Source organism: Microtetraspora sp. NBRC 13810, from assembly GCF_030268685.1.
Lineage (GTDB): Bacteria > Actinomycetota > Actinomycetes > Streptosporangiales > Streptosporangiaceae > BSRQ01.
Genome location: NZ_BSRQ01000012.1, coordinates 41,427 through 55,291 on the forward strand (window position 1 = coordinate 41,427; position 13,865 = coordinate 55,291).

The window sequence follows — 13,865 nt, forward strand, 5'->3', positions numbered from 1 at the left end:
CCGGGTTCAGGGCCTGTCCGTCCCGGCCAGGCCCAGTGATCTGACCAGGTCGAGCATTTCGGCGCGGTGGAGCGCGGCCGGGTTGGTGGCGACGGGGTGGATGTGGCCGTCGATCTCCAGGGCGACCAGGCCGTGCATGCGGCCCCAGACGCGTAGCGCGAGCGCGGCCGCGGCGGGTGGTACGTCCGGGAGGTCCGCCTGGATCTTCGCGACGTAGTCCGGGTGCAGGTCGGACCAGGAGGTGTCCGCGGGTTGGTGGTGCCGGACGTGGGGCCAGGCGGCGGCCACCAGGCGGGTGAGGTCGCGGCACACCCGGCGTGCCGTCCGTTCCACCGGCCCGTCCTCGGGGGGCTGGTAGCCGGGGATGGGGTGGCCGTAGAAGAGCCGGAAGCTTTCCGGGTGAGCCAGGGCCCATTCCCGCAGGGCCTGACCCCAGGCGATCAGCCTGCCGCCGGGGTCGTCGTCCGGCACGGCGGTGCCGGCATTCTCCACCGCCTCCGCGAGTGAGGCGGCGATCCCGCTGGTCAGTGCCGTGATCAGGTCGTCGCGGGTGGGGAAGTAGCTGTAGATCGCGCGTGGGGTCATCCGCATCTCGCGGGCGATGCCGCGCAGCGAGATCGCCCCCGGCCCCCCATCGGCCATCTGCCGCAGCGCGATGGCCTTGATCTCCCGGGTCGTCTCCAGCCGCAGCCGCTCCCGGCGGCTCATCACGGCCCCGTCGCGCTCGTCCACATCCTCGCTCACGTTGAGCAGGGTACAGGAGTGCGTTAGTGTTCGCCGTGACAAAAGTACACGCCGTGTCCAAAGGGAGCAGTGAAACATGCCCGCTTACGTCATCGTCGGAGTCGACGTGCTCGACGAGGAGGCCAGCCTGGCCTACGCCGCCGTGGCGCAGCCGTCCGTCCTCAGCCACGGCGGCCGTTACCTGGTGGCGGGTCCCGCCCCCGAGCCCGTCGAGGGCACCTGGGACTTCTCCCGGTTCCTGGTCATCGAGTTCCCCGACATGGACCGGATCCACGAGTGGTACGACTCCCCCGAGTACCGGCGGGCCAGGGAGATGCGGGAGGGCGCGGCCCGGGTGCGGATGATGTTCGCCGAGGGCTCTCCCCCCGAGGGGTTCACCCTCCCGGCCTAGGAAGGACCGCAGGGAGGCCGGTCGTCCAGCGCGGAGGAGGGCTGCGGGGACGGTTGTAAGGTACGGGGGCATGGGGATGTGGCATGGCCCGGGTCCTGATCCCGTCGCGCGACCGGGTACACCTCCCGGCGGAGGCGCCCCCTCGTGGCAGGCGCCCTCCGACATCGAACAGGGTCTGTACGAGGCCGGGACGCGCGGCGACTGGATCGCCTACTTCGACATCCTCGCCGGCGCTGACCTGTATCACCCGATGTCGCGGGCCTGGGCCGACTCCAATCCCGACCGGGTCCAGTACCGCCCCGCGTACTGGGACTCCCGGCACGTCGCCAAGAGTCTCGCGTTCTTCACCGACGGGATGCTTCCCGCGCCCGTGCCCGACCCGGTCTATTTCACCGTCAGCCTGGGCCACCTCGCCGACGACTGGCCGCAGGACGACAAGTGGCTGGCCGTCAATCCCGGCACTCCCTGCGCAGGGTTCTTCCCCGCGACGGCCGCCCATCGGGAGACCTGGCGCTGGCACGCCGGCCGGGTGGCCCACCCTTCGCGCCATCGGCTGCGCACGTTGCGGAGCGGCGGCCCGCTGCACGGCCCGGTCGCGCACGGCCTGGCCTGCGGGGCGCTGCTCAACGTGAACAACGCGTCCCTCTGGAACGCGATGGGCTGGCACGGCACCGGCTACCGGCACGAGCGGCGACGCCTTCGGGAGTGGTGGGGGATCAGCAGCCGGGAAGAGTGGCAGGGCGCGATGGCCCCCCTGCTCGACGCGGAGATGAGCAGCCCGGTGTGGGCGTTCGTGCTGGGGATACGCAGCACCCTGGCCCGTGACTTCGGTGGGGTGGTCGAGGTCGGCCACTGGCGGCACGTGACCTCGCTCGCCATACGGCACCGCGCCGAGCAGGAGATCGGCGGCGGGGGCACCGGCACGACCTCCCGCGGCGATGTCGGGATCGAGGCCCAGGTCGCCGGGGCGCAACGACTCATCGGGCGCATATCACGGTATGAGGCGCGGTTCCGCGCGGACGGGCTGCTCGCCGGGAACGCCTTCGTCCGCTCGGTGGAGGCGTGGGACTACGGGCGCGCCTCGAAGATGGCCCGCTGGGGACTCGGCGCCCGCTACTGCGACCTGGCGGAGGCCGAACGGGCGGTCGTGCGTGCCGGGCGGCTGAGCCGGATGAGCTACCGCTCCTGGGCGGAGTTCTCGGCCGCCTACGTGCTGGGACGCTGTCTCCACTTCGACGAGGAGGAGTTCGGCGACTGGTACGGGGAGATGCTCGCCGCGCACAGAATCCTGATGACGGACCCGGACAGTCCCTGGCTCAACATCCCCTTCACCAGACCGTGACGCCGGACCCGGCGGTCCCGCCCGATCCGCCGGCCGCACGGACGGCCGCGACCAGGACCGCCTTCTCGCGCGAGAGTCCCGGCCGTGCCCGCCGTCCGCCTTGTGGTGCTCCAGGGGGGTGCTCCACGGGCTCCGGTCAGCCGGCGTCCGGAACGTAGGTGAGGTTGAGGACGCCGGTCTGGAAGGTTTCGGACTTGACCAGCTTGAGCGGGTGGGTCGGAGTGTCCTCGAACAGGCGCCGGCCGTGGCCGACGGCGATCGGGTGGACGAGCAGGTTGAGCTCGTCGAGCAGCCCGTTGGCCAGCAGCCACCGGACCGTCGTCGCGGAGCCGGACATCTGGATGTCGCCTGCCACCTGCTCCTTGAGGTCGCGCAGCCTGGCCGCGACGTCACCGGAGACGACGGTGGTGTTGTTCCAGTCCGCCTTCTCCAGGGTGTTCGACACGACGTACTTGCGGACGCTGTTGAGGGCCTTGGCGGCGTCCTGGTCGATGTCCGTGGTCGTCCAGTAAGCGGACCACTCGTCGTACAGTTTGCGGCCCATCAGCATCGCCCCGGCGCTCTGCATGCCCGCCTCGACCACGGCGCCCATCTCGTCGCTCCAGTACGGGAAGTGCCACTGGTCCGGCGACTCGACCACGCCGTCCAGGGAGATGAAGAAGTTGGCAACGATCTTGGCCATGGGTCTGCTCCTTTGTCGCGGAAGTGGTTGGCGGTCCCGTCAGATGCCTGGTCGGAGGCCGCGACTGGGAGGTTAGACGGAAACGGGCGCCGGGGTCTTGTACAGAAGCGACAGCGGCTCCGCCGGATCCCGATCGCCCAGTTGCGTGGCGGTTCGTCCGATGTAGCGGCTCAGCGACCGCGCCAGGTGCGGCTGGTCGAAGTATCCGAGCCGGTCGATCACGTCATGGGCCGGCACGCCGTCCCTGATCAGGTCCGCCGCCTGCCTGGCACGACCGATCTGCCTGATGGCGCCCCGGGTGAGCCCGGTCGCCGCGACGAAGCGCCGCTGGAGGGTGCGGTCGGACACGTCCGCCGGCGCGCCGCGAAGCACCGCGGCGACGATCGGGTCGCACGCCAGGACGTCCTCCCGCACCAGCCGCCCGACGAACGCCTCGGCGTCGTCGTAGCCGGGCAGGCGCCAGGTGGAACCCTTCAGCCAGAACGATCTGCGCGTCGCGCCGGGAATCTCCGCGGAGCCGTCGACGAGCCGGTCGATCCGCAGATGCGGCATCGAGGTGCCGAGCGAGAAGCTGATCCCGAAGAACCTGGCGTCGTCGGGAACGGGAGCCGGCGTCGCCCTCGACTCCGGCCCGTGGAAGGCGACGTTGACCTGACCGCGATGCTCCCAGAAGACCAGCTCCCAGTGCGGAGTCGCGATCGATGTCATCCGGTTGACGCCGTGGCTGCTGCTCCGCCACACCCGCTCGATGTACGGAGAGTCGGACGATCGACTCTCGACCTCCAGGCCCATCCGGCTTCCCCCTCGCCCGTCGGCGTCCGGCGGCGGGGGCACCCGCGGGAAGTCCGGCGACGTCAGCGCCCCGACGGCGTGGATCGGCGACCAGGGCGGCAGGGCGTATCCCAATCTAACGGCTCGGACCGCCGAACTGCTCAGGAGTTCGCTCAGGGCATGGAAACACGATCTTGTGTTCGATGAGAGGCGGGCGGTCTCCTCGGCGAGCGCCTTGCGGCCGTGGCCGGTGAGGTCGCAGTAGCGGCGGTGCCGGCCGGGGACGACCTCTTCCTTGACCACGATCAAAGGCCGTGCCCGTGCGGGACATCCCCTAGGACGGTGCTTGGTGGGCGCCGAGGTTCGGGGGGGCGGGGATGGGGGCGCCGTGGAGGTCGCGGCCGCCGTCGCCGGGGATGGGGACGCCCGCGGCGACGGCCGGGGAGTCGTGGCGGAGGCGGTAGCCGAGGACGCCGGTCCCGGGGTCGGTGAAGCACGGGTCGGCCACCAGCGGGTTCGTGTGGCCGGGCGGCACCGGGACGTTGTGGTAGAGGTTGTGGTCGTAGACGCCCACGGCGTCGTTGATCGTCGAGCCCTCCGGGCGGCCGACGAAGATGTTGTTGGTGAACTCGATGGGCGTGTGGTCGCCACGGCTGCCGATCAGCGCCCTGGCCGCCGGACTGTAGATCACGTTGTTGTAGAACCGCACGTTCGTGATCGCGTTGTCGCAGCCGTTGGCGACGACCGGGATCTCGAACGTGCCCAGCAGCAGGTCCCTGTCGTTCTCGCTGACGTTGTACCTGACGGTGGCCCCGTCGGCGTGCGACCCGGTGAGCGCGCAGAAGAGCATGAACGGGCCGTCGTTGTCGTGGCTGTAGTTGTACTGGTAGACGAGGTGGGCGTTGCCCGCGTCCACGCTGAGGGCGAAGGACGGCGGGGAGGCGACGCCGCCGGATATCTCGTTGAACTGCACGATCGGGCGGTCGGAGTTGAAGGCGAGGATCCCGGCCCGGGACTCGTTCGTGCGGAGCCCGAACCCGTCGACCCTGTTGTGCTCCGCCACCGCGTCGATGCCGTTCTGTAGCAGGATGCCGTCTCCGCCCAGGTCGCTCAGCCGGTTACGGAAGACGCGCACGTTGGTCATCGGGACGAAGGTGTTCGAGCCGGCCGGGTACAGGTCGCGACGGTTCCACTGGGACAGGGTGCCGATGCCGACGTTGTCGACGCCGGACACGGTGGAGTTCGAGACCTGGATCCCGTCGAAGCCGGTGGGCACGTCCGAGCCGGCCGCCTTGAACACGATGCCGCCGCTGTTGTCCAGCTCCGGTTTCATCGCGTCGCAGCCGACCACGTCGTGCACGTGCACGTCGTCGACCACGTAGTGCGCGCCGACGCCGTAGTCCTCCAGCAGCACGTAGACGCCCGTGCGCGTGGTGCCGTCGGCCTCGCCGATGTTGGTGACCTCCAGGTCGCGGATCTCCCAGCCCTGCACGTTGCGCAGGAACACGCCCGCGCGTGCGCCGCCCCCGTTGATCACCGGGCGGGCTCCGGTGCCGTAGGCGCCGACGACGATCGGGTCGCCGGCCGTACCCGAGCCCTGGGGCCGCAGGACGCCGTGCCAGGCGGATCCCCTGCGGAGGAGCAGGGAGTCGCCCGGCTGGAAGACGGTCGCGTTGACCTGGTCGAGGGTCCGCCAGGCGGTGTCGGGCGCGGTGCCGGTGGCCGAATCGTCGCCGGACTCGGAGTTGACGTAGTACCGCCTGCCGGTGGGCGACCCGGGCCGCGCCGAGGCGCTGGATCGAACGGCTTCCTGTAGCCCCATGCGGATCACTCCCTTTCGACCGGCATGCGAGGAGACGGTAGGCGGCCACGCTTGACAGTCGCTGGAGCGGCGGTCCCGGCGGCTTGAGGCGGTTACGAGCGCCGCTGGTTAGAACGGAGCCTTCTGCGCGTCCGCGGCCCGGCGCCCGATCGGCCCTTGGCCAGCTTCGTATAGTTGGTATTGTCTAATGAGACCTAACTAGTCTATGCTGAATAGACGAGGGTGGCGAAGATGAGGACAAGGGTGTGGCAGCGCAAGGTCGCCAACCCGCTGGCCTTGGCGGTGCTGGCCGAGCTCATGGTGGAGCCGATGCATCCGTACGAGATCGGGCGGAGGCTGAAGGCTCATGGCAGTGACCGGAACATCAAATACAACCGAAGCTCGCTGTACATGGTGGCCGAGCAGCTGACCAAGGCAGGCTTCATCGCCATGCGGGAGACCGTGCGGGACACGCTGCGGCCCGAGCGCACCGTCTACGCACTCACCGACGAGGGCAGGCGCGAGCTGCACGACTGGCTGTGCGAGCTGGTGGCCCAGCCGCGCAGCGAGTATCCGCAGTTCGGGCTCGCCCTGTCCCTGCTGAGCGTGCTCGCCCCGGCCGAGGCGGTCGAGCTGCTCACCGAACGGCTGGCGCGGATCACCGCCTCGGCCGGGCGGATCCGGGAGACCATGCAGAGCGCCAGGGCCGAGGGCGTCCTGTGGGTGTTCCTGATCGACGACGAGTACGAGCTCGCGCTGCTCGAAGCCGAACGCCACCTCGTAGCCGGACTCGTCGAGTCACTCAAGCGGCCTGCCTACATCCGGGCATGGCAGGAGACTTTAGGGAGCCAGAAATGACGGCGATCAGGAAAGCACTGGTCATCGGCGGCGGTGTCGCCGGTCCTGCTGCCGCGATGGCCTTGCAGAAGGCCGGCATCGAGTCGGTGGTCTACGAGGCGTACCCGAACCCCGCCGACGACGTCGGCGTGTTCCTGACGGTCGCGACCAACGGCATCGACGCGCTGCGCACGATCGGCTCGGACGAGGGCGTCGTGGCCGCCGGATTCCCCACCCCCAAGATCACCCTGCGCAACAGCGGCGGCAAGAACCTCGGCGGCACCAACACCGGGGCCGCGCTGCCCGACGGCACGACCAGCCAGACCGTCCGGCGTTCCGACCTCTACCGGATCATCCAGGACGAGGCCATCTCCCGCGGCATCCAGATCGAGCGCGGCAAGCGCCTGGTCGACGCCAAGGAGACCGCCGACGGCGTGCGCGCGGTGTTCGCCGACGGCACCGAGGCCACCGGCGACGTGCTCATCGGCGCCGACGGCATCGACTCCACGGTCCGCAACCTGATCGACCCGTCGGCGCCGCCGCCCAAGTACACCGGCCTGATCAACCTGGGCGGCTACACCAGCGGGGTTCCGGTGGACACCGAGTCGTGCAGCTACAGCATGATGTTCGGCAAGCGCGCCTTCTTCGGCTACGCGGTCCTGCCCAGCCGCGAGGTGTGGTGGTACGCCAGCCTTCCGCGCCCGGTCGAGCCCAAGAAGGGCGAGCTGGAGGCGATCGACGGCCTGGAGTGGCAGCGCCGGCTGGTCGGCTTCTTCCAGCACGACACCGGGCCCGCCGTCCAGCTCATCAAGGCGACCCGCGACCCCGAGGCCCTGCGGGCCACGCCGACCAGGTCCGTGCCCAACCTGCGGACCTGGCACAGCAACCGCATGGTCATCATCGGGGACGCCGCGCACGCCCCGACCCCCACGTCCGGGCAGGGCGCCTCGCTGTCCATCGAGGACGGCGTGGTGCTCGCCAAGTGCCTGCGCGACCTGGCCGACCCCCGTCAGGCGTTCGGCACGTTCGAGAAGCTTCGCCGCCCGCGCGTCGAGGCCATCATCAAGGTCGCGAACAGCATCAACAACAACAAGGCCCCCGGCCCGATCGGCTCGGCCATCCGGGACGCCTTCACCCCCATCATCATGAAGCTGACCGCGAACAGCAGCTTCATGATGCGGCAGTACGACTACCACATCGACTGGGAGGAGGCCGTCCGGGCCTGACCCCGTCGTACCCAGGGCCCCGTAGACCGGCCACCCCGGCTGCGGGGCCTCGCCGTGCGCCGCCCGCTCCGGGCGGGGCGACGGTGGCCGGGGACGTCCGCGGGGTGCGGTCATCGCCCGGACTCGCGGTAGAATGCGGTCACCGCAGTCCTTCTTCGTCGGCCGTTCCGGCCCTGCGGATGCCGTGCGCGGTGTCGTCCGCCCGCGCAGGCGTGTGAGTCCAGAAGCAAAAACCGTTGCCCGAGGCCCGGGTAGCGGTCTTTCGTGTGTCCAGGTATCCCCGAACCAAGGAGCAGCATGTCCACGCCCTCACTTCCCCGCCAGTTCTCCCGGACCCGGCGGCTGACCCTCGGCTCCCCCGGCGGGTTCACCGTGTCCCCCGACGGCCGGACGGTCTTCTTCCTGCGCAGTGGGGCGGGGGACGATCCGGTCTCCTGCCTGTGGGTGCTGGACCGGGTGAGCGGGAAGGAGCGGTTGCTCGTGGACCCGGCGGCGCTGCTGGCGGGGGCGGCCGAGGAGCTGTCGGCCGAGGAGCGCACCCGGCGGGAACGCGCCCGCGAGCTGTCCTCCGGCATCGTCGCCTACGCCGCGGACGACGCCTGCGAGCTGCTGGCCTTCGCGCTCTCCGGGCGGCTGTGGACGGTACGGCCGGCCGACGGGACGGTGCGCGTGCTACCGGTCGCCGGGCCGGTGATCGACCCCCGGCCCGATCCCACCGGGCGGTGGATCGCCTACGTCGGCGGCGGCGCGCTGCGGGTCGTGGCGGCCGACGGGAGCGGGGACCGGGCGGTCGCCGTGCCGGACGGGCCGGAGGTGGGCTTCGGGCTCCCCGAGCACGTCGCGGCCGAGTCGATGGGTCGCCACCGCGGCTACTGGTGGGCGCCGGACGGGAACCGGCTGCTGGTCGCCCGGGTGGACAACGCCCCGGTGGCACGCTGGTACATCGCCGATCCGGCCGACCCCACCCGGCCGCCGGTCGCCTTCCGCTACCCCGCCGCCGGCACGGCCAACGCCGACGTCAGCCTGTGGATCGCCGGCGTGGACGGCGGGCTCACGGCGGTGGACTGGGACAGCGGCGCGTTCGAGTACCTCACCTCGGCCGGTTGGGATGCCCACGGCCCCTACGCCGCCGTGCAGGACCGAAGCCAGCGGCACCTGCGCGTCCTCGGCATCGACGCCGCCACCGGCGCCACCGCCGTGCTCGCGGAGCAGCGCGACGACGCCTGGGTGGAACTCGTCCCCGGCCTGCCCGCGCGCACCCCGGCGGGCGTCCTGCTGACCAGTGCCGACCTGGACGACACCCGGCGGCTGCTCGCCGGCGGGGAGCCGGTCACCCCGCCGGGCCTCCAGCTCGGCGCCGTCCTCGCGGTGGACGGCGAGACGGTGCTGTTCACCGCGTCCGACGAGCCGACGGAGATCCACCTGTGGGCCTACGACCCCGCCACCGGGCTCCGCCGGCTCAGCGACGAACCCGGCGTGCACACCGGCACCCGCCGGGCCGGCACCACCGTGCTGGTGTCCCGCACCCTCGACCGCCCCGGCAGCCGCACCACCGTGCGGCACGCGGGCTCCCCGGCCGTGGAGGTCGTGTCCCGCGCCGAGCGGCCGGTGGTGGAGCTCCGGATGGAGATGCTGCGGCTCGGCGAGCGGGAGCTGCGGGCCGCGCTGTTCCTGCCCTCGTGGCACACGCCGGGCGACGGGCCGCTGCCGGTGCTGATGGACCCCTACGGCGGGCCGGCGATGCGCAAGGTGACCGCCGAGCAGGCGTGGTTCACGTATGTCTCGCAGTGGTTCGCCGAGCAGGGGTTCGCCGTGCTGGCGGTGGACGGGCGCGGCACGCCGGGTCGCGGGCCGGCGTGGGAGCGGACGATCCACCTCGATTTTGCCGGGCCGGTGCTCGCGGACCAGGTGGAGGGGTTGCGGGAGGCCGCCAGGCTGCGTCCGGTGCTGGATCTCTCCCGGGTGGGGATTCGCGGCTGGTCGTTCGGCGGGTTCCTCGCCGCGCTCGCGGTGCTCCGCCGTCCGGACGTCTTCCACGCCGCCGTCGCCGGCGCCCCGGTCACCGACCAGCGGCTGTACGACACGCACTGGCGGGAGCGGCACCTCGGCCACCCCGGCGAGCACCCGGAGGCGTACGACCGTTCCTCGCCGATCAACGAGGCGGCCTCGCTCAGCCGTCCGCTGCTGCTGGTGCACGGGCTCGCCGACGACAACGTGGTGGCCGCGCACACGCTGCGCTTCTCCGCCGCGCTGCTGGCCGCGGGCCGCCCGCACGAGGTGCTGCCGCTGCCCCGCGCCAGCCACCTCCCCTCGGACGAAGCCGTCGCGGAGAACCTCCTCGTCCACCAGCTCGACTTCCTGCGCCGCGCCCTGGGCCTCCCCCGCACCCCGCCGCGCTGACCCGTACGGCGGCCGCGACGCCAGGTGGGCGGGTGCGGAGGTGCCGATGAGCAGCATGGCGTAACCTTCCGCCCGGCCACCGGGCGGGGCGAACGAGCCTCCCACGAACTCGGCCTCACCGATTGACCGAATTCGTTAGCTTTTAGCCGTCCCGGCGCACATAGTGACAGACCCCACCGACAAATCTGATTAGTCGCAAAATGTCATAGAAAACAGCGAAGCAATGATCACTGGCGCGTCCGGGATGCGGTAAATTACCGATTCATTGATCGGCCGTGCCGCCGTACGGCAGGCGTTTTTCGTTGAGCCGTGACCGGCTGGAGGGCGAGGGTCGTGAACGCGGAACGAGCCGCGTGGGAGCGGAGCAGTGTGACACGGGTCGTGTCCCCCGTACAGCCGCGCAAACTGGCCAAGGTGCCATTCGTGGAATTGGCCGACGGGCGGCTGCAGGGCGTCGTGTCCAGCGGTTCCGACATCGAGCGGGTGTACGTCTCGTCCATCGGCGCCGGGACCCACGGATTCAGTTGCAGCACGAACAACAACCGGCCGTGCGGCGGGTTGCACGGATCGCCGTGCAAGCACCTCCGGGCGCTGGTGGACGAGGCCGTGCTGCAATACGGCGTGCACCGGGTCGCCCGCTACCTGCGGGTCGACATCGACGAGGACACGGCGTCCGGCGCCGCGCTGGTGAGCCGCCTGAACGGCTCGCTCGCGCCCACCCCGGCCGCCATGGTGTTCAGCCGCTTCCTGCGCCACCTGGCCTACCTCGAACTGCCCCCGTCCGCCGAGCCGATCGCCGAACTGCACTGGTTCCCGGCCACCGGGGCGGTGCGCTGATGCTGGCCGTACAGCTCGCCGAACTGCTCGAAGGGGACGCGCCCGGGGCAGCGGAGGCGCTCGACCTGGTGGCGGGCTTCGACGACGCCCTCGTGCACGGCTTCGCCCGGCTCGGCGAGGAACGCGCGCTCGCGCTGACCGCGCTGGCCGGGGCGCTCGCCGGCACCCCGCTCGGCCCCAGGGCAGGCGAGGCGGCCGGCAAACTCGCCGCCGGATCGGTCGCGGAGGAGCACCTGACCGTGCTGGCCGGCGGGCGGGCCGCGCTGCTCGGCGCGGTGCACGACGACCTGCTCGCCCGCCTGGACACCGCGCTCGGCCGGACCAGGGAGACCTGGGACGCGGCCCCCGCGCCGGCGCCGGTGCCGGACAACCTGCTCAGCGGCTGCCGCTCCTGGCTGCACGAACTGGCCATCACCGGATGGCGCGGCGTGGACCACGACCTCGTCTCCTCCGCCGCCCAGGTCATCGAGGCGCTGCTCGCCGAGCCCGCGCTGCGCCGGCCGGCCGTGCTGCTCGACGGCCTCGCGGCCGAACTGCGCGCCTCCTGCCCGGTGGCGACCATGGACCGGCTGCCCGCCCGGCGCTGGGCCGACCTGTGGACGCGCGCCCTGCTGCTGGCGCGGCCCGGCGGCCTGCCCGCGGCCTCAGGAAGATCGGTGTCCGGGCGGCTGCTGATCCTCGGCGCGGACGTGCACGAGCACGGCACGGCGGTGCAGATCCAGGTGCACGGCATCCTGGAACCCGCCCGCGGTGGACCCGCCCTGCTGGTGCGGGCCGGCGTCGCCGCCGCCAAGGTGGACACGATCGTCGGCCCCGCCGTGTGGCGGCTGCTGGGCGCGTTCCCCGTGCTGCTCGGCGCGCTGGCCGAGCGGCGCTCCCTGGAGATCAACGACATGCTCCTGCTGCACGGCGGCGACCTCGTGTGGCACGACGGCCGCGCCCGCCCAGGCGAGCCGGCCGACCCGTTCGCCACCGCCCGGGTGCTGCTCGCCGGCGCGCTCGCCCCCGCCGCGCCGCCGCTGGACCGCCACCCCGTGCGCATCGCCGAACCCGTCCTGGTGGAGGGGTACAAGACCGTCACGGACCACGGGATCACCCTCGACCTGGGCGGCGGCACGCTCGCCGTGGACGTGGACCGCCTCCCGGCCTGCGGCCCGCTCACGCCCGAGCTGGTGGCCGCCTCCACCGCGTGCGTCGGCCTGGTCCGCTGGGACGCCGGGCGGTGGCTGCTGCAACCCCTCGCCGTCCAGGCGACCGTCAAACGCAAGCCGGTCGAGGCGCACAACGGCGACTGGGCCCTCGGCCCCACCGATCCCAAGGCGGTCAAGGCCGAGGCCAGGGCCGGTGACGCGGTCGCCGTACTGCGTGAGCGGGCGGGACGGCTGCTGCGGCGATGAACGACACCCCCACCCCCGCGGGCCCGGCCGGCGGCGTGCACGAGAACCGGCGGCAGGTGCTCTACTGGCGGCTGCTGGCCCGGCTCTTCGACCCCGAGGAGCAGCCGGCGCTGGAGGCGTCCAGCACGGCCATCGTCGGTGACATCGGGCTGCCGCCCGCGCTGCTCGACCCCACCGTGTCGGTGGACACCCTGGTCCAGCGCTTCCCCGAACTCGGCGACGAACTGCGCGGGCTGATGGCGCGGGACGAGGACCCCGAGCGGGCCGAGGCCGGCGGCGCCGGCGAGGCGGAGGTCCGCCGGGCGGCGCTGGTCTCGAAGCTGCTGCTCAACGTGTTCTCCACCGGGACCGGCGACGTGACCGCCACCCAGCTCGCCCGCTGGCAGCAGGACGCCGCCTGGTTCCGCCAGGCGTGCGGCCTCCCGGGTGCCCAACCCGGTTCCCAGCCCGGTTCCCAGCCGGGCTCCGAACCGGGCTCCCAGCCGGGATCGCTGCCGGGCTCCCACCCCGGCGACGGCGGGTACGGCCCCGGTGACGCCGAGCTGGCGAAGGTGCTGGCCGGGCTCGAAGGCGACCTGGTACGGCGGATGCGGCTGCGTGAGGTGCTGGCCGATCCGGCGCTGGCCAGGCAGTTGACGCCGAGCATGTCGCTCATCGAGCAACTGCTGCGCGACAAGTCCAACCTGTCCGGCGTCGCGCTGGCCAACGCCAAGGCGCTGATCCGCAGGTTCGTCGAAGAGGTGGCCCAGGTGCTCCGCACCCAGGTCGAGAAGACCAGCGTGGGCACGATCGACCGGTCGGTGCCGCCGAAGCGGGTGTTCCGCAACCTCGACGTCGAACGCACGATCTGGAAGAACCTCACCAACTGGAGCCCCGAGGACCAGCGGCTGTACGTGGACCGGCTGTACTACCGGCACACGGCCCGCCGCACCACGCCGGCCCGGATGATCGTGGTCGTGGACCAGTCGGGCTCGATGGTGGACTCGATGGTGAACTGCACCATCCTGGCCTCGATCTTCGCCGGGCTGCCCAAGGTGGACGTGCACCTCATCGCCTACGACACCAGGGCGGTCGACCTGACCCCCTGGGTGCACGACCCGTTCGAGGTGCTGCTGCGCACCAACCTCGGCGGCGGCACCAACGGCACGGTGGCGATGGCCCTGGCCCGGCCGAAGATCGCCGAGCCGCGCAACACCGTGGTGGTGTGGATCTCCGACTTCTACGAGTGGTCCGCCCAGGAGCTGTTCGACTCCATGGCGGCCGTGCACCGCTCGGGCGCGCGGTTCATCCCGGTCGGCTCGGTGAACAGCTCCGGTCACCAGAGTGTGAACCCGTGGTTCCGGCAGCGGTTCAAGGACCAGGGGACGCCGGTGCTGTCCGGCCACATCCGCAAACTCGTGTTCGAGCTCAAGAGTTTTCTCGCCTAGGAGACCCGCG

At 71.7% G+C, this 13,865-nt stretch carries 12 protein-coding genes; 8 read left to right on the forward strand and 4 right to left on the reverse strand.

What is annotated here, in order from left to right; genetic code table 11:
• Window positions 1-6: 6 nt before the first annotated feature.
• Window positions 7-744, reverse strand: coding sequence for a TetR/AcrR family transcriptional regulator (locus tag QSK26_RS23430; RefSeq protein ID WP_285777382.1), 738 nt, complete (start codon window positions 742-744; stop codon window positions 7-9).
• A 76-nt stretch (window positions 745-820) separates the two neighbouring features.
• Between QSK26_RS23430 and QSK26_RS23435 the strand changes: the two genes are divergently transcribed.
• Window positions 821-1,135 (forward strand): DUF1330 domain-containing protein, encoded by a 315-nt coding sequence (locus QSK26_RS23435; protein ID WP_285777383.1) that lies wholly within the window; start codon window positions 821-823, stop codon window positions 1,133-1,135.
• A 70-nt stretch (window positions 1,136-1,205) separates the two neighbouring features.
• The gene (locus QSK26_RS23440; protein ID WP_285777384.1) at window positions 1,206-2,477 is read left to right on the forward strand and encodes a DUF1266 domain-containing protein; all 1,272 of its coding nucleotides are present in this window, start codon (window positions 1,206-1,208) and stop codon (window positions 2,475-2,477) included.
• 136 nt (window positions 2,478-2,613) lie between these two features.
• On the opposite strand, the gene QSK26_RS23445 is transcribed toward QSK26_RS23440, so the two are convergent.
• From QSK26_RS23445 to QSK26_RS23455, 3 genes are all read right to left on the reverse strand, one after another.
• Window positions 2,614-3,159 carry a dihydrofolate reductase family protein gene (locus tag QSK26_RS23445; RefSeq protein WP_285777385.1) on the reverse strand — a complete coding sequence of 182 codons (546 nt, stop codon included), beginning with the start codon at window positions 3,157-3,159 and terminating at the stop codon, window positions 2,614-2,616.
• Between the two features lie 72 nt (window positions 3,160-3,231).
• The gene (locus QSK26_RS23450; RefSeq protein WP_285777386.1) at window positions 3,232-4,233 is read right to left on the reverse strand and encodes a helix-turn-helix domain-containing protein; all 1,002 of its coding nucleotides are present in this window, start codon (window positions 4,231-4,233) and stop codon (window positions 3,232-3,234) included.
• Window positions 4,234-4,264: 31 nt separating this feature from the next.
• A complete protein-coding gene (locus QSK26_RS23455; protein WP_285777387.1) occupies window positions 4,265-5,752 on the reverse strand; it encodes a right-handed parallel beta-helix repeat-containing protein in 1,488 nt (495 codons plus the stop codon).
• A gap of 231 nt (window positions 5,753-5,983) precedes the next feature.
• Here QSK26_RS23455 and QSK26_RS23460 point away from each other — a divergent pair, with 231 nt between their 5' ends.
• From QSK26_RS23460 to QSK26_RS23485, 6 genes are all read left to right on the forward strand, one after another.
• Entirely contained in the window at window positions 5,984-6,589 is a 606-nt protein-coding gene (locus tag QSK26_RS23460; RefSeq protein WP_285777388.1) for a PadR family transcriptional regulator, read from the forward strand.
• Window positions 6,586-7,794 carry an FAD-dependent oxidoreductase gene (locus QSK26_RS23465; protein WP_285777389.1) on the forward strand — a complete coding sequence of 403 codons (1,209 nt, stop codon included), beginning with the start codon at window positions 6,586-6,588 and terminating at the stop codon, window positions 7,792-7,794. Before QSK26_RS23460 ends, QSK26_RS23465 begins: the two co-directional genes overlap by 4 nt.
• 297 nt (window positions 7,795-8,091) lie before the next feature.
• Window positions 8,092-10,194: a S9 family peptidase gene (locus QSK26_RS23470; RefSeq protein WP_285777390.1), complete on the forward strand. Its 2,103-nt coding sequence runs from the start codon at window positions 8,092-8,094 to the stop codon at window positions 10,192-10,194.
• Between the two features lie 333 nt (window positions 10,195-10,527).
• Window positions 10,528-11,031 (forward strand): hypothetical protein, encoded by a 504-nt coding sequence (locus tag QSK26_RS23475; protein ID WP_285777391.1) that lies wholly within the window; start codon window positions 10,528-10,530, stop codon window positions 11,029-11,031.
• Complete coding sequence (locus QSK26_RS23480) at window positions 11,031-12,428, forward strand: hypothetical protein (RefSeq protein ID WP_285777392.1); 1,398 nt, start codon at window positions 11,031-11,033, stop codon at window positions 12,426-12,428. The genes QSK26_RS23475 and QSK26_RS23480 overlap by 1 nt, the downstream gene beginning before the upstream one ends.
• Window positions 12,425-13,855 (forward strand): vWA domain-containing protein, encoded by a 1,431-nt coding sequence (locus tag QSK26_RS23485; protein WP_285777393.1) that lies wholly within the window; start codon window positions 12,425-12,427, stop codon window positions 13,853-13,855. Before QSK26_RS23480 ends, QSK26_RS23485 begins: the two co-directional genes overlap by 4 nt.
• Window positions 13,856-13,865: the final 10 nt, after the last annotated feature.